Below are 23,032 nucleotides of genomic sequence, written 5' to 3'. Positions count from 1 at the left end.
CGTCACCGGGTTGGTGCTTAATTCTCATGATTCCCTGGCATCCACGAACCACTGGTTAAGCTGCCGTGTCTCTTCCGTCAAAATATCCAGGAAAATAGAAGTGCGATAACCCGTATCCTTCAAGCTTTTGCCCGTAATCTCTGCAATTCGGTTTAATCTATAAAGCAATGTATTAGTGTGTATATGTAAAAAAGCCGCGGATTCCTTTAAATTGCCGCTTAATGATAAATAGACAGCGATGGTTTTGAGAAAATCACTTTTATGCTCGCGATCATGTTCTTTTAGCGGATATAGCAACGGGCTTTTACGAATTCGACTGCGCTTTTGCTCCATAATAGCCGGTATATATGCCCAAAATCCAATCTCCTCGTACAATAGCAACTCCCGCCCATGAAAAGGCAGCAGCTTTTTGATCTCCACAATGGACACCGCTTCCCAATAGGCAATAGCCGCGGACATATATTCAGTGTAATCGAGACTACAGCCAGCAGCCAGTGTGCAGCCTTCACTCTTATACATATCCTCCATTGTTTTATGCAGGAATGAAGATAATCCACCCGCCCCCTCGATCACAAAGCTGAAGGAAAACAAAATAATCAGCCGATTATGCTCAGCCGTCAGAAATAGTAATTGCAGTCCGGAATAAGATGCCATAACCTGCCGAAACCGGAGTATTAAATGATCATCGATTACCTTGTCACTTTCAAACACGCTAATATAATATTTTTCCGGCAAAAGAATGGACCAAAATTCCGCATCCTTTTTAATATTTGCTTCGTTGTCGTAGTGGGAGGTAATCAGCTTCCAGAAAAAGTCCTCATGCGTTTTGTCCTGCTTCGTTTTCCAGCCTCGCTGCTTAAGTAAATAACGGCCTACGATACCTGCCGCCTTCTCAACGATATTTTCGGCATGCCCTTCTACCAGGTTGCCTGTATCTACTACCCAAATGTACCCGAGAATTTCCTTCTGATGTTTGATACAAATGGCCAGCCGGGGACCAAGTCCCACCTCCAGCACTGCAGGAATTCGAATGGGATGTGCCGCGCTCTCCAGCTGCTGCATAATCCCTTTTTTGCGCAAGCCAATAATCACAGTGTTAGGTACACGCTTCCCGATAATCGTTGAAATCCGCGCGGAGTCACTCTCAAATTCATGCGAGCTGTAGCCAATCACATGATGATTGCTGTCCTCAATGGTAACTTGAGACTGGAGCGATTCACTTATCGCATCTGCCAATGATTCCATACTGTCGAAGAAACGATCAAATAATGGATCCTTATCTGTCACTAGCTTCACTCCCACCTGAAGAATAACCAAATCCTGTACTCTAGAGTGATTTCATTATAGTATGCATCCCCCTAGCTGACTATAAGATAAATAGCTGGTGTAGGTGAGGGACGAGATCGGCTAGGTGAGGAAGGTGTTTGGGACGGGGATGTTTGGTGGGGGTTTTGTTGAGAGTTTTGTGGGGAGTTTTGTCGGGGTATTTGGGAAGGTTTAATAGTTGTTGGTGATTACCAAATGTTATAAGTGGTTTTTAGGGAATAACCCCCGGAAATCTCCATCAAAGCTTTCACCCGATCCATCCAACTTCACTACGTAATCTATCCACCATCACACCACACGAGCAAACAACTACTGTATCTAATTACTCTGAAACACAATCTATTTACTTTAACATCGTACTGACCAACTTCCACCCGGTCTCCACCGCAAGAAACGCCAAACAGCAAGCTCCCCGCAGAGAGCTTGCTGTTTGGCTCATTCCATTATGGAACGTGTCTATTTTAGATCAATGTGAATGTCTGCTCCATGGCTTGCTCAACCGAATAAGGTGTCTCACCCAACGCTTCGGCAACAGCTTGGCAGGTGATTCTGCCATTGGCTACATTCACGCCGCTTCTTAAGCCGTCATTATCCTGAATCGCCTTGATCACACCTTTATTGGCAATTTGCAGGGCATATGGAACTGTAACATTTGTTAAGGCAATAGTTGAGGTCTTAGGAACAGCGCCTGGCATATTAGCCACGGAATAATGCAGCACGCCGTGTTTCACAAACACGGGATTATCATGTGTCGTCACTCTGTCGATGGTTTCTACAATACCACCTTGGTCAATGGCCACGTCAACGATCACTGATCCCGGCTTCATGGTCTTGACCATTTCTTCAGTAACCAGCTTCGGTGCTTTAGCACCCGGAATTAACACGGCACCTACCAGCAGATCCGCTTCAGCCACTGCTTTGGCAATATTATAAGGGTTAGAGATCAACGTATTAATCTGTGCTCCAAAAATATCATCTAATTGACGTAGTCTCTCCGCACTGAGGTCAACTATCGTAACATCTGCGCCTAAACCAATAGCCATCTTAGCTGCATTAGTACCTACTACACCGCCGCCAATGATACTCACTTTACCTCGACTAACGCCAGGAACTCCGGAAAGAAGAATACCTTGTCCGCCGTAGTTCTTTTGCAGGAACTGCGCGCCCAATTGGACGGACATCCGGCCAGCTACTTCGCTCATCGGTGTTAACAGCGGCAAGGTGCGTCCATGAACAACCGTCTCATATCCGATCGCAAAGACGCCTTTGTCTTTTAGCGCAGCAGCCAAGGCAGGCTCTGGAGCAAGATGAAGATACGTAAATAGAATAAGGCCTGGACGGAAATAGGGGTACTCAGTTGCTAATGGTTCTTTTACCTTCATCACCATTTCAGCAGAGCTCCAGACCTTTGCTGCATCCTCAATCAATTGTGCTCCGGCAGAGACATACTCTTCGTTAGGAAATCCGCTGCCCACACCGGCTCCAGCTTCTACGAGCACTTGATGACCTTCAGTAATTAAACTAACTACACCCGCAGGGGTTATGGCAACACGATTTTCATTGTTTTTAATTTCTTTAGGTACTCCGATAATCATCATTCATCTCTCCCATCTAATGTAGATCCCTTATGTAAAGAATGATAACATATGATTAGCATTCCCATTTTGTTAAAAAATTAAAATATTATCTACCATGATTGTGTTTTTACACAAAGGATCAGACTTAACTGCCCATTAATCTTTAACCATTTTGGTACTCAACACAACCATCTTTATTATCTCATAAAAAAAGACACCCTATAGAGTGCCTTTTTGACGATTTTGTATGAAATTAAAGCGACTACCTTATCGCATTATGTTATATTAAGTGACATTACCTATCTTGATAATAACAACATCACTGTTTCTAACACTACATTTACCCCTTTTTCGCAGTCTTCATAAGAGGTTAGTTCCTCTTCACAATGGCTTTTACCCTTCACGCTAGGCACGAACACCATTGCGGATGGCAGAAAGCTGGCTACGAATTGTGCGTCATGCCCTGCACCACTTGCGATCTTTCGACTGGAATAACCCAAGGTTTGAGCCGCTTGCTCCACCAAATCACACACATTCTGATCAAACCACACCGTATCTCGGCCCCAAAGCTTAGTCTTGCTTACTTCACAATCCAGCAGTTGCTCTGGCAAACCGTTGATAATGGCTTCCACTTCACGCACAATCTCCATCTCTTTATGTCTGGCTTCAATGGTGAAAATCACTTTATTGGGAATGACGGTATGGATATTAGGAAGCACATTCATTCTGCCCATGGTATACACAAGCTCGGAATCGAGCGCCCCCAGCTTGCTCCGCAGCTCAATAATCATATCTGTGGCAGCAAACAAAGCATCTTTGCGCATCGCCATAGGGGTTGTGCCCGCATGATCGGATTCTCCCGTCACCTCAATCTCGTAACAGGCCATACCAACTACACAGTCAACCAGCCCAATCGTCAGCTCCTCTTTTTCAAGAACAGGCCCTTGCTCGATATGAAGCTCCAAATAAGCGGTGGCTTCGGTGATACGATTGCTCATTTCTCCCTTATATCCACTCTTCTCCAGCGCTTCACCAAAGGTGATGCCTGCTGGATCTTTTTTGTTCAACATAACACTTTTATCAAACTTTCCGGACAACACACCAGAGGCCATCATCGATGGCTCAAAACGTGCCCCCTCTTCATTCGTAAAATTCATAATCGTCACCGGAACCTTCGGCTTAATCCCGTAATCTACAAGCGTCCGCACCACCTCTAGACCCGCGATAACCCCCAGGACGCCATCGAATCTGCCCCCTTTTTTCACAGTATCCATATGCGAGCCAATCACAATCGGAGGCCCGGAAGTTTCGCCTGCCAGTGTGGCATACATCGTCCCCATATCATCCATCTTCACAGACATTCCGAGCTCTTCACAACAGGCACGAAAATAATCCCGAACTTTAAGATCCTCTTCCGTCAGCGATAATCGGGTCACGCCATTTTTATCTGTACGCCCATAATCGGCAAATGCCTCGATTGTATTCTTCAGTCTCTCACCGTTCACGAATATTTTTTGCAGCTGCATCCCAGATCCCTCCGCTTCGAGCATTTTGTTGGCTTTCTATCTATGTTAAACCAAACCATAATATTTTCATTTTACATATTGTAATAACTATTATTCACATGATGCTACAACGAGTAGAGCCAGCAATAAGTAAACTAAAGTAGTATATACAATCTTTTCATACGAGGGGTAAGCTTAAGATAGCTTATCATCCAGTTTTCCACAGGAAAGGAGCGAACCCATGAATCTAAGCCTTGTGATCCCGGTATACAATATAGAGCAGTATATAACCCCTATGTTTAATTCACTGCTTGACCAAAGCGATCCGCATTTCGAAGTCATCATCGTAGATGATGGTTCTACGGATAACACTTACAACGTTATAGAAAAGATTCTTTCGCGTAATCCCGCCCTTTTCTGTAAAGTCATTCGAACGGAGAATCATGGAGTAAGCGCGGCTAGAAATAGGGGTTTAGCTGAAGCCACAGGTAATTATGTTCTTTTTGTCGATGGAGATGATTATGTCTCCGCAGACTTGGTCTCAACCATTCATTCTTATACTCAAGATGAACAACCCGAGATTATTTGCTGGGGTTATAATCATGTCTCAGAAGGCAGAGAAACTCTATTAAGCTGTACCTCTGATTTCAGCGACGTGACGGGAAGTGAAGCACTGGCGCGGATTTTCGTGAACAAAAGCTTGCGAATATGGACAGGGAGTATCGCTTATAAGCGAGAATTCTTACTTCTCCACGGGTTAGGTTATACAGAACGCTGTGTGAATGGAGAGGATCAAGAGTTCATCTACAAAGCCTTGTCCAGAGCGGCCAGAGTCATCTCAATCCCGGATATACTATCATTTTATTTACAGAGAAACTCCTCCATCTCCAACAGCTATAACGTGAATAAATTCGATGTAGTGGATGCTTTCAAAAGGGTGGATGAATATTTCAAAACCTATCCCTTTGCTGAACTAGACACGATCTCCCCTTTGTTAATGAACCGTGAGCTGATTGAGAACTACTTTTTCAACCTCAAAACCTGTCTAAATGGTACGGAAGGGGTAAGCATTCAGGAATTACTTCGTGACATCAACCATACCTATCCCAAGCTCAATCAAGAAATGGATGAACTCATAAGACGTTATAGAGGAGATAATCGCAGATTAACCCTTTATATCAGAACATTTTTAATCTCCCCGCTTCTATATCACAGATTCATCTCTGTGGAGAGAGGCTTATCCCGGTTCAAGCGCAACCTACTTAAAGGGAACGGAACCCGAAAGGAATCTAGAATATGAAAAAGATGCTGATATACGCCTATACCGAATTTAATCTGGGCGATGATCTATTCATTAAGGTGCTGTGCGAAAGATATCCGGATACCAAATTCAGAATTTGCGCACCACGCCTCTATAAACAATGTTTCAAAGAGCTCCCTAACCTCAAAGTGTATCCTTCCGATTCCCTTCTTCTAAGAGGCATTGGCTATATTTGCAGGAAGCTAAAGATACATAATGTGGCTCACAAATATCTGGCAGATCACTCAGATGGCGTCGTTCATATCGGCGGCTCAATTTTCATGGAAGCAGACCACTGGGCAGAGCATTTCAAGAATGCAGAAGTCATTCGTAATCAAAATAAGCCTTACTATCTGTTAGGATCTAATTTTGGCCCTTTTACAAATCAAGAATACTATGATGAGCACAAGCGGATTTTCAAGGATTATACAGATATATGTTTCAGAGAACAGTACTCTTATGATTTATTTAAGGATCTGGATAATGTCCGCTTAGCCCCAGATATTATTTTTCAGCTAGACCCGCCAGATATTCCAAACGAACCGGAGGATTACATCGTCTTATCCGTTATTAAACCTTCTGCGAAAGGTCTGAACGGTTTTGACAACCTCTATTATGAAAAAATGAAAGAACTCGCAATTTATTTCATTGAAAAAGGTTACGCGGTTCATTTCATGTCATTTTGCGAACACGAAGGCGATCAACTGGCGATTGAAGAGATTCAGCGCCTTATCGGTCCCTCCTACAAGGATGCTATTCAAGTGCATTTATATAAAACGAACATGGAAGAAGTGTTGTCCGTGTTAGCTAATGCCAGTTCTATTGTGGCTTCAAGATTCCATGCAATGATTCTGGGCTGGGTATTTAATAAACCGGTATTCCCTGTAGCCTACAGCAAAAAAATGGTCAATGTAATGGAAGATGTTGGATTCACAGGTCTGTATGCCGATTTCAACACGCTGGAACAGGTCCAGCCTGCACAGATTTTTGAAAGTATGATCACCTGCTCTATGGATGTCACACTGCAAGCAAAACAAGCCGAAAGACATTTCGAGCATCTAGATACGTATTTACCGCTTTACGAAAGGGGGATTCGTTATGAAAGCCAAGCGGAGCATTCTTAACTTATCCTTTGGACTGGGAAGTCAACTCATCACGATTATCCTCGGTTTTTTTATACCCAGACTGATAATGGTCAACTATGGCTCTGAGGCCAATGGGTTGATCGCTTCGATTGTGCAGATTATTAGTTATTTGGCGCTGCTGGAAGCAGGTGTTGGGGCGGCCTCGATCCAAGCACTTTACAAGCCGGTAGCTTCGGATAATAAAAACAATATCAACTCTATTCTGGCTGCCACCTCCAGCTATTATAAAAAAACAGGTATTTACTATTTCTTCGCCGTACTGCTACTCGCCATCGTGTACCCGCTAGTGATCTCGTCTGAGATCGATAAATTATCGATTATGGTCATTATTTTGCTTACGGGGATGGGCGGAGCAATCAATTATTATTTTCAGGGGAAATTCAAGGTCCTGCTCGCTGCGGAGGGAAAAAGCTATGTAGAGACTTCCATTGTCACTGTGGCTAATATTATGAACAGCCTGATCCGGATTCTGTTATTACTGCAAGGTGTGGACATTATTGCGGTTCAAGCTTCCTATTTTATCTTAACTTTACTTCAAATCATCGCTTTCTATATTTATATGAATAAGAATTACAAGTGGATCAACCTGAATCTTAAACCAGACTATGAAGCCATTGGTCAAAAGAATTCCGTATTAGTCCATGAAATCTCCTATTTGGTGTTTAGAAATACTGACGTACTTATATTAACCATCTTTACGAATCTAAAAATCGTCAGTATCTATGTTATGTACAATATGATTTTTACGATCGTGGATAATATCGTCCAGACCATAAACGGAAGTGTGAAGGCTGCCCTCGGGCAAAGCTACCATGAGAGTAAAGAAGCATTTATTAAATTTTATGATGCTTACGAAGTGTATTTTATGGGGCTTATCTTCTCGATTTTAACGGTGGCTTACATTTTGATTTTACCCTTTATGAAATTGTATACCGCTGGGGTAAACGACGTGAATTACATTGATATGTGGCTGCCGGTCTTGTTCGTAGTCATCAAATTATTAACCAATGCCAGAACGTCTTCCAATAATGTGATTACCATCGCTGGACATTTCAAAAAAACACAAAACCGTTCCATTCTGGAATCCGCCATTAATCTGGTGGCTTCTGTTGTCTTCGTAATCTTCATGGGAATTTACGGTGTACTGATGGGAACGATAGTTGCCCTCCTATACCGCTCCATAGATATTGTGATCTATGCCAGCAAACATTTGCTGGACCGCAGTCCATGGGTCACTTTTAGAAGATGGCTTACGAATGCAGTAGTTTTTGTAGGCATTATTCTCATCACAACTGCCATCGACATCCCGATCCATTCCTATCTGGGGCTTATGATCTGGGGTGTACTTCTAGGACTAGTGATCTTGCCTGTATATTTTGTAATCGGCTCTTTAATGGAACGGGAAGTCTTCCTCTATACATGGGAACATCTCAAAAAGTATCGATACAAACTCAAAAATAAAATTAACGCTCAGCCTGAGGTAAGTGGTTTATCCAAATAACACAACAGGAGGACTGGAAATGGATCATAGCGAGGTTTTGCAGCAAGCCTGTTACGTCTTTCTAAACGACCTAAATGATGAAATAAACCATTCACCCACCATCCAAATAGAGGATACAGAACTATTGCAAAGATGCCGCCAGATCATAGATCAAGAACAAAATGTACAAATCAAACCTTATCTGGAAACCTTATCTGAGGTTATTCATGCCTTTCTCACGGGGAGGGCTTCAGAGGATACTTTGAAATTCTATCTGTCTGAACAATTCAACATTGTTGCCAGTGATATCGCAGGTTTAATTCAGGGGTTGGTTAAAATGGAAAGCCGCATTTCGGATACGGAAATTTCCTACCCAACAGTCCAATCCTTATCCGATTCTCCCAAGATCAGTGTCATTATCACCACCTATAATAGAAAAGAATTCCTATATCAAGCGATCCAAAGTATCTTAATGCAGGACTATCCCAATAAAGAGATTACAGTGATTGATGATTGTTCTACAGATGGCACGAAAGAGTTAATGCAGCAACACTTTGGGGCGGAGCCACGGGTCATTTACATGCGCAATGCTACCAATAGCGGACCTGGAAATAATCGTCGAAAAGCTTTTGCTGCACATGGTGATGGGGAATATGTTCTTTTTCTCGATGATGATGATTATCTGATCGACATGAATTATTTCAGTAAAGCTGTCCGCTTCCATCTCCTTCATCCCGAAATTTCATTTGTAGCTGCGAATGTGTTCCTGGAGTATTCCAAAGCCAAACAACTAAAAATCTCCAATCTGCAGCTTAGCAGCATTATTAAGAAACGCGATTATTTCATGAATTTCGAGAAAAAAGGATATCCAAAACCCGCCTCTACTTTAACTACTGTCTTTAAACGAGAGGCCTTAATGGCTATGGATATCCTAGATATGAATATGGTCAACGATGCTTCCATCTATTTGCGTTCCCTGCTGGTAGGTGATGCGGGCTTCATTGATGTGATTGCTGGCGTGTACAGAATACACGGGAACAATATCACCTTTAATCTGAGCCAAGGATTCTTAATTGAGAATCTGGAAGAAAAGAAACTCATTAAGAATATGGCCGTGCAGAAATATGGATATAACGCACAGGAAATGACGGAATGGTTCAACCACAATGCTTACGATACGATCTCATACTATTTATTAAATTCTGCAAAAGACGCTACAGACTTTAAATTCATGTACCATTGGGCGCTTAACCATTGCCCGCTGATCTACAATCAATTAAAAAATGAGTTTCGCATGAAGCTTATTAAAAAACAACTATTACGAATCTCCTTACTCCGCACGCTACTCGGCAGATGATTCGCTCATTAGCTTATCGAGCAGCAGAAAAAACTCTTTAAGCTTTTCTTTTGGGATGTCGGCATACTTGTCTCCAATGCTGATCTCACAATAAGAAGCATGTTCCCCGGTAGCTCTTATACCCGCGCTTAAACCGATTCCTGTCGCCTCATACACCGCTGACAGAATCGGTTCAATTTGTTCCTTAGACATTTGAAAATGCATGTGAAACATATTGGAGACAGGTTGAGCGGGCAGAGTGGTTACGTCGTGACATTGATTAACCCAAGCAGCAAGCTCCTTTGCACCTTCATAATACTGCTGCATGTTGCCTTCTCTTTGCTGGTAATAATAATCAGAAGAAATGATGTACGGATATAAGCTGATTAAGTCTCCACCATGCCGCCGTTTCCATATCTTTGATTGCTTCGTAAAATCTTCACTGCCTGCAAGAATTGCCCCAGCGATTCCTCCAATTCCTTTATAAAAGGATATATACACACTATCAAAGAGTGCAGAGATTTCAGCTGCTGACTTCCCGTAATACGGGAGGATCTCAAATAATCTTGCCCCATCCAAATGCAATTTAATGCCGCGTGCACGGCAATGAGCAGAAATAGCTTCAAGCTCCGTGTATTCTGGCAGCTGACCACCAATCTCGCGCTGGGGTAATTCCAGCAACAGACAGGCGATATCCTCCTTTAGGTTCGCCACATCCTCCAAAGTGATTAATCGGTTCTTGTCCGCAAGCAAGATAGGCTCAATATGATGTAATTCCTTCAGGCCATCCTGCTCATGGATCTCCAAGTGACATAAGGGATGATAGGCTACCTTTTTCACCTCTTTTTCATCGCACCAAATTCTTAAAGCGATTTGCTGCGCCATCGTTCCGCTCGGAAAGAAAACCGCGGTTTCTTTGCCCAGGATATTCGCCATTTTCGTCTGGAAATCTTCAATCACTTCGCCCGTTCCATAAATATCAGATGCCGTACTGTTCTCTACGGCTGCCAAGGCTTCCTTCAACACTTGCACATCTCTATTCCCATTCCCTGCGATTCGATAGGCCGTTTCATTAAAAGCCTCTTGTACGGTTTTTTTTCCGTTCATTCGTTGGATAACCCCTTCCGGATTTGCCTTGTCCCTAATATAGACGAATTTCCAAAAATCCCATCTTAATTTTACCCGATCTAAGGTGAAAAAACATGAGCGCTGTGCTACAATATTGGAATTGCAACGGCAATCTTAGGGAGGGTTATTGAATCACATGCTCATTATTGGTATCGCCGGCGGCACCGGCTCGGGAAAAACAACCGTAGCCCGCTCCGTCATTGACCGTCTTGGAACGGGAAAGGTAACTTTCATATCTCAAGATAACTACTATAAGGATCACTCACATCTCAGCTTTGCTGAACGTGAATCCATTAATTACGATCATCCTTTCGCTTTCGATAACGAGCTGCTCATTGAGCATCTTAAATCTCTGCGCGAAGAACAGACCGCATTCGCTCCCGTGTATGACTTTACAGTCCATGCCCGCTCCACTACAGAGACGGTAGAACTGAAGCCAAACAATATTGTAATCATCGAGGGACTCCACGTCCTTTCTGACGAGAATCTCCGTGAAATGCTCGACATCAAGGTATTCGTGGATGCCGATCCTGATGTACGCATTCTCCGCCGGGTCCTTAGAGATATTGAAGAACGTGGACGGAGCATCCAGTCGATCCATCATCAATATTTGAGTACAGTTAAACCCATGCATGAAGCTTTTATCGAGCCATCCAAAAAATACGCTGACCTGATCATCCCTGAAGGTGGCCATAATGAGGTTGGTATTCAGTTGTTGTCCATCCTAACGGAGAAGCATCTATATAACGATTGGACGTCTTAAAGTCTTAATTAAGCGCTTCTAGCTAGCTGCAGAGAATCTCTCTGCGGCTTTTTTGATATGCGTTGACCCATCCATGGTTCAGAATAATCCCACCTCATTATGGTAATAGCTATATTTACAGCACCAGCGGAAGAGGGATAACAACTATGGGATTTCTGAACAGAACAATAACAAAAGTTTTTAAGAACCCTTCATTAGGGCACCCTAACCCCACTAAAGAATTACCCAAGGAACCCATTAAAGAAAAACTTCAAGATAATATTCAATATATAAAAACAACACTCGGCAATAGTACAGATCTCGTGATTAGAGAATTCTTTATTGGTTCCAAACACCAGATCAAAGCAGCTATTTTCTATACAGATGGATTGGCGGATAGTAAAGCTATTCAGGATTTCATTCTGGAATCACTAATCTTAGAACTTCCAGATCCAAGTCTTGATACACAAACAGCCAACTATCAATTATTAAAAGATCACATGCTCACTGTAGGGGATATTAAAGATGCGACGGAGTTCAATTCTTTATTCACCTCTCTATTATCCGGAGATGTGATCCTCTTACTCAATGGATATACCAAAGGGTTCACCATAGGCATGCGTGACTGGAAAGACCGTGGCGTAACGGAAAGTGCCACTGAAACGGTGATTCGTGGACCTAAGGAAGCCTTCACAGAAAGCTTACGCACGAATACCGCATTAATCCGGCGGAAAATAAAAGACCCCAATCTTTGGTTAGAAACACAGCAAATTGGACGTGTAACACAGACAGACGTAGCCCTCATGTATATCAATGGCATTGTTAGTGATGAGATTCTGCAAGAAGTCCACTCACGTTTAGATCGGATCGACATTGACGGGATCCTGGAAAGTGGCTATATCGAAGAATTAATCGAGGATGAAACCTATACCCCATTTCCAACGATCCATCATACGGAACGCCCTGACGTTATAGCAGCTGCTCTTATGGAAGGAAAAGTAGCCATATTAGTAGATGGGACACCTATAGTAATGACGGTGCCTACCTTATTTGTTTCCTTCATGCAGACGGCGGAAGATTATTATCAACGTGCCGATGTTAGCACCTTAGTACGAATGCTTCGATACTTCAGTATTTTCATTTCACTACTTGCCCCATCTTTGTATGTAGCTATTACTACCTTTCATCAGGAGATGCTGCCCACAACCCTGCTGATCAGTCTAGCCGCACAACGGGAGGGCGTGCCGCTTCCAGCATTTATTGAAGCACTCTTAATGGAGCTTGCCTTTGAGATTATACGAGAAGCGAGTGTACGAATGCCTCAAACCATAGCCCAATCTGTATCCATTGTAGGCACCCTAGTGATTGGGACTGCGGCAGTTGATGCCGGCATTGTTTCTGCTGCCATGCTTATTGTCGTCGCTATTACTGCTATCTCCAGCTTTGTGCTGCCATCCTTCGATCTTGCCCTGACCATCAGAATGCTCCGTTTCCCAATGATGTTCCTTGCTGCATCCTTTGGATTGTTTGGGATCATTATCGGCGTTATTGCGATAGTTCTTCACATGTGCAGCTTACGTTCCTTTGGAATTCCTTATTTGAGCCCGTTTGCTCCCTATAATCTCGCCGATCAAAAGGACACCTTTTTCCGAATGCCGCATTGGGCTATGTTTACCCGCCCTAGACTTATCAATAAAAAAAATATCGTTCGGGAAAAGAGTACACCACCGGAGAAACCGGGAGATCTCACGGAGGAATAGCCCCTGAAACCTTGACCTATGAAGTGATAAATTGGAGTGAAGAAAGCCATGCTCGAAAAAGGTAAAATAAGTACTCGCCAGCTTACCATACTGGTTATGTTCCTTACGATCGGGGATTCCATTCTCGTAATCCCTCCCTCCACTTCACACTACGCCAGACAAAATGCCTGGATTTCCGCATTAATTGGTATGATCGTAGGTTTATTAGCCATCTATATGTACAGCAAGTTCGTAAAGTTGTACCCCAAACTAACGCTTATTGAGGCGATTCAAAAGGCTTTTGGAAAATGGATTGGGACTATTCTATCACTCTTGACCTTAATGTATTTTCTTATCGTCACCGTTGGAAGTATGCGAGAACTCAGTGAGTTCGTTACATCCGAAATATTACCGAGAACCCCTATTCCGGCTGTTTTAATCTTATTCATGGTGATCGTGATTATGGCTACACGACTAGGTATTGAAGTCATAGGACGAGCTGGAGAGATCTTTACACCTATGATTATTACCCTATTTCTGATTCTGACGGTCGCAATTATTCCTCAGATGGAGATTGTCAGATTACTGCCCATATTGGAGGATGGCATAAAACCAGTGTTGAGAGGGTCTATTTCCATTACGGCTTACACCTTTATAGAACCGGTTGTTTTTCTAATGTTTCTCCCTTATGTAAACCAACAACAAAAGATAACCAAAGGCTTACTACAAGGCTGTTTCTTAGGCGGTATTATTATCTTCCTGACGGTTACTATTTCCATATTAGTGCTAGGTCCAGATCTGACAACCAGGGATATCTATCCCAGTTATAACATTGCAAGGCGCATATCCGTTGGTGGTTTCTTCGAGCGGGTGGAAGCCATGATAGCACTACTTTGGATGTTAACCTTGTTTATAGAAGTTACCTTATACTTCTATGCTTTCGTTCTGGGGTTGTCTCAATTATTCAAACTAAAAGAGTACCGGGTGCTAACTCTACCCACAGGATTAATTTTGGTTACACTAGCACCTCTTATTGCGCCAAATTACACCTATTACAACAAAGTATTCGATAATTATTGGGTGTACTATGTTATAACCTTCGGGTTATTTCTACCTTTGGTGTTGTTAGGTGTGGGAATGTTTCGAAGGGCACTGGACAAAGGCTTAAAATCTCGAAGCTAAAGATGGGCTGGGAGACATGAATACCGAAAGATCTAACGGAGGATTAAACCATGAAACGAAGATCGCTTCTGATTTGTGTTCTTATTCTCATGCAAATATTTGTAACAGGTTGCTGGAGCCGCCGAGAATTAAATGATCTTGCGATTGCTGTAGGAATAGGGATCGATAAAATTGGAGATCAATATCAAGTTTCTGCACAAGTGGTCTTACCCAGTCAAATCGCTGGCTCCAAGGGAGGCTCTCCTCAAGCACCCGTCAACCTTTATAAAGCGACAGGAAATACTGTATATGAAGCCCTTAGAAAAATCACAACCGTTAGCCCACGTAAAATTTATATCTCTCATTTACGGATCCTAGTCCTTGGCGAGGATTTGGCTAAAGAGGGAATCAACGATGTTCTTGATTTCATGTCAAGAGACACTGATACGCGAAATGATTATTTTATAGTGGTAGCAAAGGATGCAAAGGCAGAAGATGCGTTGAAAATATTAACCAGTCTTGAAAAGATTCCTGCCGTGCGATTGTTTTCCAGTCTGGAAAGCTCGGAGAAAAATTGGGCACCTACATCTACTGTGACATTAGGAACCCTAATTACAGAACTTGTCAGTAAGGGTAAGAATCCAGTCTTAACAGGTGTTGTCATCGAGGGGAGTGTAGATGTAGGAGAAACTCCGAATAATGTTGAAACGGTAGACTCTCCAACAGAATTGAAATACTCCGGATTGGCCATATTCAAGGAAGACAAATTGATTGGTTGGCTAAATCCTGAGGAATCAAAAGTGTATAACTATTTAACCAATAAAGTAGAGAGTACTGTTTTCTATATCCAATGTCCCGAAGGTAAAAAGGTTTCGCTTGATGTATTTGAAGCCCGTTCCAAAATGAAAGGCAGCATCCATAATGACAAACCAGAAATCAGTATTGAGCAACATATAGAATCAGATATAGGAGAGGTTCAGTGTAGAAATCTTGAACTGACAGACACAAAAACTATCACCGAATTAGAACAAATCGCCAATAAAAAAGTCTTGAATTTATTCAAAACTACTATTAAAAAGGTACAGAATGAATACAAAAGCGATATTTTTGGATTCGGTGAAATCATCCATCGTTCTAACCCGCAGGCGTGGAAGAAACTGCGAAACAATTGGGATGAGACCTTTGTTAACCTTCCAATAAGCGTAAAGATGGATATTAAGATTCGCCTGTTAGGGAAAGTGACTAACTCTTTCCTAGAAGAGACGAAGTGATAAATTGGAGTCACAAAACCATGTATAACATCGCAAGGTGCCCAACTATTAAAATTGAAAGAGTATCGAGTGTTAACCAAATTACACTTATTACAGCGAAATTGCAGTAATGTTCAGAAGAGCACTGAGCAAAGACTTAATATCTCGAAACTAGATGGTTTGGGAGGTTGTGAATATTGGGTATAGTAGTGATTCTCATAGTTGTAGCCGTTATAGCAGCCATTGAAGTTCCCCTGATGTGGAGGAAAAAATTAATCAAGGAGATGTGGGTTTTCTCATTTCTTCTGTTGCTGGGAACCTTCTTCAGTCTTATTAATGCGTTACATATTTCGGTCTCTAACCCATTGGGATGGATGATATTTATCTATAAACCCATCTCCGATATGGTAAATGCCTGGTTATCCTAAAATGGGACTGAACCATTCGCTTGAGATGGCTTAGTCCCCATGATTAAACGACGTTGCCAAATCAGCAAGCGCCCTAAAGTTTGTTGCTAGCCGTTCACGCGCCAGCCAGTAATAGACTTCCTGGCCTCTCTTTTTATGGTCAACAATGCGGGCATCCCGTAGGATTTTGAGATGATGTGAAATCGCTGGCCTGCTTATTTCGAATTCACCTGCAATTTCCCCAACATTCAGCCGACCTTTATTCCCTAATAACGTAACAATCCGAATCCGAGTAGGATCACCAAATGCGGTGAGAAACCGTGTGATGCTGTTGATATCGTTAGGTTTAATCTCTTGCGGTTCTATCTCCCCACCCCGATTCGTAAATAAACTTAAACATACTCACTTGTTGAAACTACAATAAAGACCTTGTAGATTCTCTAACTATTAATTCTGCCGGGAAAATCTGATGCGCATGCTTAACCTTCTTATTGATGAGATCAAAAAGAATCTTAATCGTAGCTTCCGCAATCTCCACTACCGGCTGTTTGATGGTAGTAATAGAAGGATTATAATAGAAGGAAATATCCAATCCGTCATAACCAGCCACAGAGTAATCTTCCGGGACTTGCTTGCCCGCTTCAAATATTGCCTTACAGGCGCCGATAGCCATACTATCTGATAAGGTAAAAATAGCGGTGAACTCTTCACCTAACTCTAGCAATTCTTTTGTAACCGCATACCCATTTTCCATACTGTAACTGTCGATATCCTCTTTCATCCGCCGCACTAGCCGCTCATTATAAGCGATTCCATGATCAGCTAAAGCCCTTTTATAACCTTCATATCTTAACTTACCGATACTTACATCTTCTTCTGGTGCAGTAATGACCGCAATTTTCTCATGCCCCAGATTACATAAATAGTCGACAATCTTATAGCTCTCATTAAAGTCATCTACAGATACAGAAGAATAGTCGCTCAAATCAAACTCTTCCGTCATTCCGATCGTACTAAGGACAAATGGAACCGTTAATTGCTGTAATTTCTCTTGAGAGTGTGAGAATAAACCTCCTAAAAAGACAATTCCCTTCAACCGTTTTTCTTTCTCCAGCTCAATCGCCACTTCGATTTCATCTTGATTCTCATCAACTCGTTGTAGGATGAAGGAGTATTTCTTGCGTTGGATCTCTTTTTCGAACACTTTGATCATCGGGCTAAAAAATGGATTGGATATCCCTTTAATCAATACTGCAATCGTTTTCGAATCAGAACGTTTTAAATTTCTTGCACTGTTGTTCGGGACATAATGATTTTCTTTGATAACCCTCATAACCATCGCTTTTGTTTCTTCATTAATATCCGGATGATTGTTAATAGCCCTTGATACAGTAGTCACGCCAACACCGCATAATTTGGCGATGTCTATAATAGTCAGTCTCTCCATTTCTATCTATCCTTTACTTGTTAGTATCTATCAAACTCCTTAATCCTTATTCAACTTCATAGTCAAAATAAGAAAGCAGGGGATTCCTGATGGTCACCCATCAAGAAAAACACCCTACTCGCTTCTTACATGAATATTAATTTATTTAACGAGGTAGATCAAGCTTAACCCTTAACCGCACCTGCAACGACACCTTCGATGATGTACTTTTGACAAGTCAGGTAGAAAATGATGATTGGCACAATAGCTAAGACCAGCATCGCCATCATAGCTCCCATGTCAATCGATCCGTATCCACCTTTTAGGTACTGGATCGCAATAGGAATCGTTTTATATTCTGTACCAATCAGCAGGTCTGGCAATAGGAAGTCGTTCCATACCCACATTACATTAAGGATAGCTACAGTTACAGCAATAGGTTTCAGGATAGGCAATACCACTTTAAAGAAGGCCTGAGGTGGATTACAGCCATCAATCATTACCGCTTCTTCAACTTCAAGCGGGATAGACTTCACAAATCCGCTAAACATAAACACAGACAGCCCTGATCCAAACCCTAAATAGATTAAGATAATCCCTATCGGATTGTCGAGATGCAGCACGTTTGCGGTCTTAGTCATTGTGAACATAACCATTTGGAAAGGCACGATCATCGAGAATACAAACGCATAATACATCATGCCTGTAAATTTGGACTTCACCCGGGTAATGTACCATGCAGTCATGGAAGTAAATAACACGATCACAGCCACTGAGCATACCGTGATAAACAAGGACATTCCGAAGGCACTGAAGAAATCAATCTTTGTTACACCACTAGTATAGTTCTTTAAACCAACAAATGTAGTCTCATTAGGGAATAAGAACGGCGTATCACTAATATAGAACTTACCCTTGAAGGAGTTCATCAGAACAATAAAAATAGGAGATAAGAACGCAATGGCCAAGACCAACAAAATGGTGAATATAGAGTAGTCTTTTGCTCTAGTCTTTTGCATTAGTTCTCAACCTCCTTTCTTCTAGTAATGACAAGTTGTATTAAGGCGATTAAGGCTACTAAAGCAAAGAATACGACGGCTTTCGCTTGACCGACACCTTCCCATCCTGATTTTCCGTAGAATGTATTGTAGATGTCCAGTGCTAACATGGAGGTCTGCTTAGACGGAGCACCAGCGGTTAACGCTAAGTTCTGGTCAAACAATTTAAATGAATTGGATAAGGTTAAGAATAAACAAATAGTAATGGACGGCATTACGAGTGGAATAGTCACATTACGCAAAATCTTAGAACGTGAAGCTCCATCAATTCTTGCGGCTTCTACTATATCTTTAGGAACATTCTGAATACCTGCAACATAGATAATCATCATGTACCCTATCAATTGCCAATTCATAAGAACGATTAGTCCCCAAAATCCATACGTTGCATCAGAGGTCAAAGTGACACCAAATTTGTACAAAATCCCATTAAAAATCAACTGCCAGATGTATCCTAGTACGATACCGCCTATCAAGTTAGGCATAAAGAAGATCGTTCTAAATACGTTGGTACCTTTTAGCTTTCTAGTTAACAACATCGCCAAGATGAAGGCGAACACATTAATAGTAAGAACAGATAAAACTGTGAATTTAACGGTGAAACCTAGTGCATTTAGAAACTCTTGATTCGAAAAAGCTTTAGCGTAATTGCCAAACCCTATCCATGTTGCATCATTGACTGTAGTAAACTCTGTAAAAGACAAATATATACCCAAAAGAAAAGGGATCACAAAGGCAATTCCAAAGGCTATTATGGTCGGTAATGCAAAAAGAGCAAAATATTTTTTTATCGATTTTTCCATGGAGTCTTCTCCTATCTCAGTATGGAAAATGATGAAACAGATGTAGCAAGATCCACTCCAATTGTTGCTTAGTGCCACTGAATCCCGAGGGAGCCCAGTGGCACTAAGCTTTTATCTGTATGACAACTGAGAGTTATTCAAGCATCTTTTCATGCATTTATTATTTTGCTTTTTCAGCCTTCCAAGTGTCCTTGAAGATGGTTACAACTTCATCCCAAGTTTTGTTTCCTTGAGCGTATTGCAAGAGCGCATCACCAAAGACGTTTTTGAATTCTTCACTTGGGAATGCTGCGAATGTCCAAGCTACAGAAGTAAGATCTTTTTCCATCCAAGCAGATACTTCTTTAGCAAGTGGATCTGCTGGTTTTTCGCTGTCTTCAAAGGTGTTGAATGGAGCGATGAAACCTAGATCGTTAGTCACATAAGCTTTACCTTTTTCACTGGAGAACAACCATTCCAAGAAAGCGATAGAAGCTTGTTGGTTCTCAGCAGATACTTTGCTGTTGATTGCGAAATAGTTTTCTGTACCTACAGCCAGACCTTGTTTTTCTTCGCCTTCCATACCTGTGTAAATAGGCAAGAATTTAATTTCTTCAGCTTTAACTACGTTACCGTCAACATCGTTGATTTGTGACCAAGCCCAGTTACCATTTTGAACCATAGCTGCGTTACCAAGTGCAAATTCAGCCATGGAGTCAGCTACGGATTTACTACCCAGCAAGGATTCTTTAGTTACAGAGTTCTTGATGTACAGATCGAAGATGTTTTTAAATTTATCGTTGTATTTGAATTCAACTTCTTTAGAAGCTAGACCCGCAAGAACGGTGTTGTCAAACTCAGTATTGTCTTTGAATTCATAGTACAGCGGCAAGTTTGCAAGGTGAGTCTGCCATCTCCATTGCTCACCAGCAGCGAGGGAAGTGGAGGCGAATACACCTTTAATGCCCAGTTGGTCTTTTTTAGCCGTCATATCTTCTACTACTGCTTTCAAAGTGTCGAAGTTATTGATCTCAGTTGTGGAGGAGATCGATACCGCTTTATCAGCCAAAGCGAAGTATTTTTTCATAATTGCGTCGTTGTAGATGATGCCGTATCCTTCAACTACGTAAGGGATACCATACACGCCTTCACCTTCAGTTACAGCCAAGCTTTTGTCAGACAGATAGCTGTAAAGCTTAGTATCTTTCAAATCCAAGGTGTAATCTTTCCAGGATTGAAAACCAACAGGTCCGTTAATTTGGAAAATAGTTGGCGCTTCAGACTTGGAGATTTCGGATTTCAATTTAGTTTCGTAAGTACCCGCAGCAGCCGTTACGACTTTTACCTTAACTCCTGTTTCTGCTTCGTAATCCTTAGCGATCTTTTCATATATTTCTGCAATCTCAGGTTTGAAGTTCAAGAAATAAACTGACCCTTTTTTACCAGATGTAGCGTTTCCATCATTGGTTGCAGAATTATTTTCTTTATTCCCACATCCTGCCGCTAAGACAACAACCATAGACATTACTAACATGAGCCCTAAATATTTTTTGATATTCTTCATTCTTCTTCCCCCTCGTACTTTTTATTAGATTACTTCGCATGAAGACGTTCCGATGCTGTTAGCGAAAATCATGTCAGCGTTTTCATTTGCTTAAGTAATCCCCAGCTTCTTTTTTGGTATCCTTCTCGGTATCCTTATCGGTAACGTTTTCAATTGAAATATTAGCACACCATTTTGAACTTTTCAATAGCCAATCTTTTAGAATCATTTTATGGAAAAACTGCCCACGGCAAACCTTGCAAGCGTTATAATAGATTCATCCTTATTCATGAATGGTGAATGCTTAGGACATACTAATGGTTAACGACCCATTAAATAACTATGAATAGGTGATTGCATATTTTATCTCTGATCGAACAGTATGAGCTACAATTCTCCAATAATAATTATTTTGGCGATATCGGGGTAGATCCCTCTTACTCCATTGTAGAAGGCTCCCTTCCTGTACTAGTCTCAGCTCCACATGCCATTAATCATTTTCGAGAACATGCTGTAAAACCAGCTGACATGTATACAGGCTCCCTTGCCCTCTTGTTACAAAAGCTCACTAATTGCTACTGTATTTATTCAAATAGCTTCTCCAAAGAAGACCCAAATTACATCTTAGGTGGAGAATATAAGGCTGCGCTACGAGCGCTTGTCAAAGAACATCGCATTCAGTTTGTGATCGATCTGCACGGAGCTTCCAAACTTCGAGAGTTTGATATTGACCTAGGGACACTGTACGGAACCTCTATACGAGAGAATAATTTAAATGACGTCATAGGCATCTTTAACAATAATGGTATTACCAATGTTCGACAAAATCATACATTTTCTGCATCCCATCCTGGAACGATTACTTCATATTGCGCTAAGGAATTGTTAGTTCAAAGTATTCAAATTGAAATTAATCGAAATTATCGTAACCCGAATGCGTTTGATTTATTCCAAAAAACCATTCATTCCCTTGAACAAATCATTAAACTATTGGGCGGTGTCTGACATTATTATCGAGCAAACCTTTACTATTCTAGACAAACAAAGCCTTCAACCTCGTGAAGAAATCACAATGAACTCCGAAGAGTTAAAGGAATTAGGTTTAGTCCAGCATATCTTCGTTGATCTTACAGCAGAGAATGGTGTCAAAGCCAGCTGTTTAATTTTATCGGCAGATGAGGTGCCAAGAGGTACAATCCAATTATCCAAGCGGGCAAAGGACAAGCTCGGGGACTGCCTGACTACAGGATTAACAATAACGAAGCCAGAATACGACACAGTTCTTCGGGGAATTCCTAAAGTGGACGAGATTGCCAAACCCTATGTAAAAGCCTGTCCAGCACTCGTCCGTAAATATACGAATCAAGTAGAACTTATCAATCCCAAAAATGGCTTCCGGGTAAACCTAACTTTACGAGAAGATAGCACAGCCAAACCGAATACCCTTTACTTCAACAGATACATTATGTTATTGCTTGAAACCCATTCCGAGGGGCATGACCCATTAATCATTACTCGCGCTAGGACGCGTTCTCAACCCAAGCCAGGCATACATAAACTTATAAATCAACTGATCCAACGGCCCTTAAGTGCATTAGGGAACTTTTTTATTGGCAAAAGAGAGCTCACCCTCAGAGTGGGTCATCCTTACCCTTTTGATGAGCACCAGAATTTATGCAGAATTCATCCGAATGTTAGAAAACTGCTAGGCATGGAAGAAACAGATCAGATCGTGATCTCCTATAATTCTAAACAAATCACCATCCCCATCTTAGACATCGATACGGAGCATATTGCCCAGTCAGTCAAGCTTCATGCGGATAATGAGCAGCTTAAATTTATCGACGGCCACTTATTTATCGGGATCACCGCCTTATCGCGTAACGAGTTAGAAATCCCAAGCATCGGCACATCAGTTACCGTAAAAAGAAGTATGTACTCCTTATTCCTAAAGCACTTAAATAAACTAGTCTTACCTGTTATCGCTTTGTTGTTCACCATAGTACAGCTATATAAGGATTTGAACTGGAGCATCGCTCTGACCGTCATCATTTCTCTTGTGTTACTTCCGATTATCATCTACACAACACTATCTGAGGAACGCGCCAAAATTAATTAAATGGAGGG

General features: G+C 41.7%; 20 protein-coding genes. 11 read left to right on the top strand and 9 right to left on the bottom strand.

Annotated elements, in window-relative coordinates; genetic code table 11:
* Nucleotides 1-24 precede the first annotated feature (24 nt).
* From MHH46_RS01430 to MHH46_RS01420, 3 genes are all read right to left on the bottom strand, one after another.
* Nucleotides 25-1,287, bottom strand: coding sequence for a CdaR family transcriptional regulator (locus MHH46_RS01430; protein ID WP_076186206.1), 1,263 nt, complete (start codon nucleotides 1,285-1,287; stop codon nucleotides 25-27).
* 500 nt (nucleotides 1,288-1,787) lie between these two features.
* A complete protein-coding gene (ald, locus tag MHH46_RS01425) occupies nucleotides 1,788-2,921 on the bottom strand; it encodes an alanine dehydrogenase (RefSeq protein ID WP_038568222.1) in 1,134 nt (377 codons plus the stop codon).
* 281 nt (nucleotides 2,922-3,202) lie between these two features.
* Nucleotides 3,203-4,429 (bottom strand): Zn-dependent hydrolase, encoded by a 1,227-nt coding sequence (locus MHH46_RS01420; RefSeq protein WP_076192557.1) that lies wholly within the window; start codon nucleotides 4,427-4,429, stop codon nucleotides 3,203-3,205.
* Between the two features lie 220 nt (nucleotides 4,430-4,649).
* Between MHH46_RS01420 and MHH46_RS01415 the strand changes: the two genes are divergently transcribed.
* The 4 genes from MHH46_RS01415 to MHH46_RS01400 are packed head-to-tail and all read left to right on the top strand — an operon-like array spanning nucleotide 4,650 to nucleotide 9,690.
* Nucleotides 4,650-5,708: a glycosyltransferase family A protein gene (locus MHH46_RS01415; protein WP_076126983.1), complete on the top strand. Its 1,059-nt coding sequence runs from the start codon at nucleotides 4,650-4,652 to the stop codon at nucleotides 5,706-5,708.
* The gene (locus MHH46_RS01410) at nucleotides 5,705-6,832 is read left to right on the top strand and encodes a polysaccharide pyruvyl transferase family protein (RefSeq protein WP_076126981.1); all 1,128 of its coding nucleotides are present in this window, start codon (nucleotides 5,705-5,707) and stop codon (nucleotides 6,830-6,832) included. Before MHH46_RS01415 ends, MHH46_RS01410 begins: the two co-directional genes overlap by 4 nt.
* Nucleotides 6,807-8,354: a sugar isomerase gene (locus MHH46_RS01405; RefSeq protein ID WP_076126979.1), complete on the top strand. Its 1,548-nt coding sequence runs from the start codon at nucleotides 6,807-6,809 to the stop codon at nucleotides 8,352-8,354. Before MHH46_RS01410 ends, MHH46_RS01405 begins: the two co-directional genes overlap by 26 nt.
* Nucleotides 8,355-8,373: 19 nt before the next feature.
* Nucleotides 8,374-9,690 (top strand): glycosyltransferase family A protein, encoded by a 1,317-nt coding sequence (locus tag MHH46_RS01400; protein WP_076192559.1) that lies wholly within the window; start codon nucleotides 8,374-8,376, stop codon nucleotides 9,688-9,690.
* Here MHH46_RS01400 and MHH46_RS01395 read toward each other — a convergent pair.
* A complete protein-coding gene (locus tag MHH46_RS01395) occupies nucleotides 9,676-10,776 on the bottom strand; it encodes a low specificity L-threonine aldolase (protein WP_076126976.1) in 1,101 nt (366 codons plus the stop codon). The two genes, MHH46_RS01400 and MHH46_RS01395, sit on opposite strands and share 15 nt — an antisense overlap.
* Before the next feature lie 157 nt (nucleotides 10,777-10,933).
* Here MHH46_RS01395 and udk point away from each other — a divergent pair, with 157 nt between their 5' ends.
* The 5 genes from udk to MHH46_RS01370 all read left to right on the top strand — a co-directional run bounded on the left by udk (nucleotide 10,934) and on the right by MHH46_RS01370 (nucleotide 16,117).
* Nucleotides 10,934-11,560, top strand: coding sequence for a uridine kinase (gene udk / locus MHH46_RS01390; protein ID WP_036687251.1), 627 nt, complete (start codon nucleotides 10,934-10,936; stop codon nucleotides 11,558-11,560).
* 146 nt (nucleotides 11,561-11,706) lie between these two features.
* On the top strand, nucleotides 11,707-13,299 hold the full coding sequence (locus MHH46_RS01385; RefSeq protein ID WP_076192561.1) for a spore germination protein: 1,593 nt from the start codon (nucleotides 11,707-11,709) through the stop codon (nucleotides 13,297-13,299).
* Between the two features lie 36 nt (nucleotides 13,300-13,335).
* Entirely contained in the window at nucleotides 13,336-14,460 is a 1,125-nt protein-coding gene (locus tag MHH46_RS01380) for an endospore germination permease (protein WP_405132552.1), read from the top strand.
* 50 nt (nucleotides 14,461-14,510) lie between these two features.
* Nucleotides 14,511-15,710: a Ger(x)C family spore germination protein gene (locus MHH46_RS01375; protein WP_076192565.1), complete on the top strand. Its 1,200-nt coding sequence runs from the start codon at nucleotides 14,511-14,513 to the stop codon at nucleotides 15,708-15,710.
* Between the two features lie 176 nt (nucleotides 15,711-15,886).
* On the top strand, nucleotides 15,887-16,117 hold the full coding sequence (locus MHH46_RS01370; protein ID WP_256717203.1) for a hypothetical protein: 231 nt from the start codon (nucleotides 15,887-15,889) through the stop codon (nucleotides 16,115-16,117).
* Between the two features lie 30 nt (nucleotides 16,118-16,147).
* Here MHH46_RS01370 and MHH46_RS01365 read toward each other — a convergent pair whose 3' ends face one another.
* From MHH46_RS01365 to MHH46_RS01345, 5 genes are all read right to left on the bottom strand, one after another.
* Complete coding sequence (locus tag MHH46_RS01365; protein WP_367946839.1) at nucleotides 16,148-16,423, bottom strand: ArsR/SmtB family transcription factor; 276 nt, start codon at nucleotides 16,421-16,423, stop codon at nucleotides 16,148-16,150.
* Between the two features lie 88 nt (nucleotides 16,424-16,511).
* A complete protein-coding gene (locus tag MHH46_RS01360; RefSeq protein ID WP_076126967.1) occupies nucleotides 16,512-17,543 on the bottom strand; it encodes a LacI family DNA-binding transcriptional regulator in 1,032 nt (343 codons plus the stop codon).
* Between the two features lie 164 nt (nucleotides 17,544-17,707).
* The gene (locus tag MHH46_RS01355; protein ID WP_076192570.1) at nucleotides 17,708-18,541 is read right to left on the bottom strand and encodes a carbohydrate ABC transporter permease; all 834 of its coding nucleotides are present in this window, start codon (nucleotides 18,539-18,541) and stop codon (nucleotides 17,708-17,710) included.
* Nucleotides 18,541-19,383 carry a carbohydrate ABC transporter permease gene (locus tag MHH46_RS01350; protein WP_036687240.1) on the bottom strand — a complete coding sequence of 281 codons (843 nt, stop codon included), beginning with the start codon at nucleotides 19,381-19,383 and terminating at the stop codon, nucleotides 18,541-18,543. The genes MHH46_RS01355 and MHH46_RS01350 overlap by 1 nt, the downstream gene beginning before the upstream one ends.
* 160 nt (nucleotides 19,384-19,543) lie before the next feature.
* Nucleotides 19,544-20,926, bottom strand: coding sequence for an ABC transporter substrate-binding protein (locus tag MHH46_RS01345; RefSeq protein WP_076186229.1), 1,383 nt, complete (start codon nucleotides 20,924-20,926; stop codon nucleotides 19,544-19,546).
* A 333-nt stretch (nucleotides 20,927-21,259) separates the two neighbouring features.
* Between MHH46_RS01345 and MHH46_RS01340 the strand changes: the two genes are divergently transcribed.
* Nucleotides 21,260-21,910 carry an N-formylglutamate amidohydrolase gene (locus MHH46_RS01340; protein ID WP_076192573.1) on the top strand — a complete coding sequence of 217 codons (651 nt, stop codon included), beginning with the start codon at nucleotides 21,260-21,262 and terminating at the stop codon, nucleotides 21,908-21,910.
* Nucleotides 21,876-23,024 (top strand): hypothetical protein, encoded by a 1,149-nt coding sequence (locus tag MHH46_RS01335; protein ID WP_143762751.1) that lies wholly within the window; start codon nucleotides 21,876-21,878, stop codon nucleotides 23,022-23,024. Before MHH46_RS01340 ends, MHH46_RS01335 begins: the two co-directional genes overlap by 35 nt.
* The last annotated feature ends 8 nt before the right edge of the window (nucleotides 23,025-23,032 follow it).

Source organism: Paenibacillus sp. FSL H8-0175, from assembly GCF_045040615.1.
In the GTDB taxonomy this organism is placed as follows: domain Bacteria; phylum Bacillota; class Bacilli; order Paenibacillales; family Paenibacillaceae; genus Paenibacillus_AQ; species Paenibacillus_AQ odorifer.
This window is presented reverse-complemented; position numbering and strand designations above follow the sequence as displayed.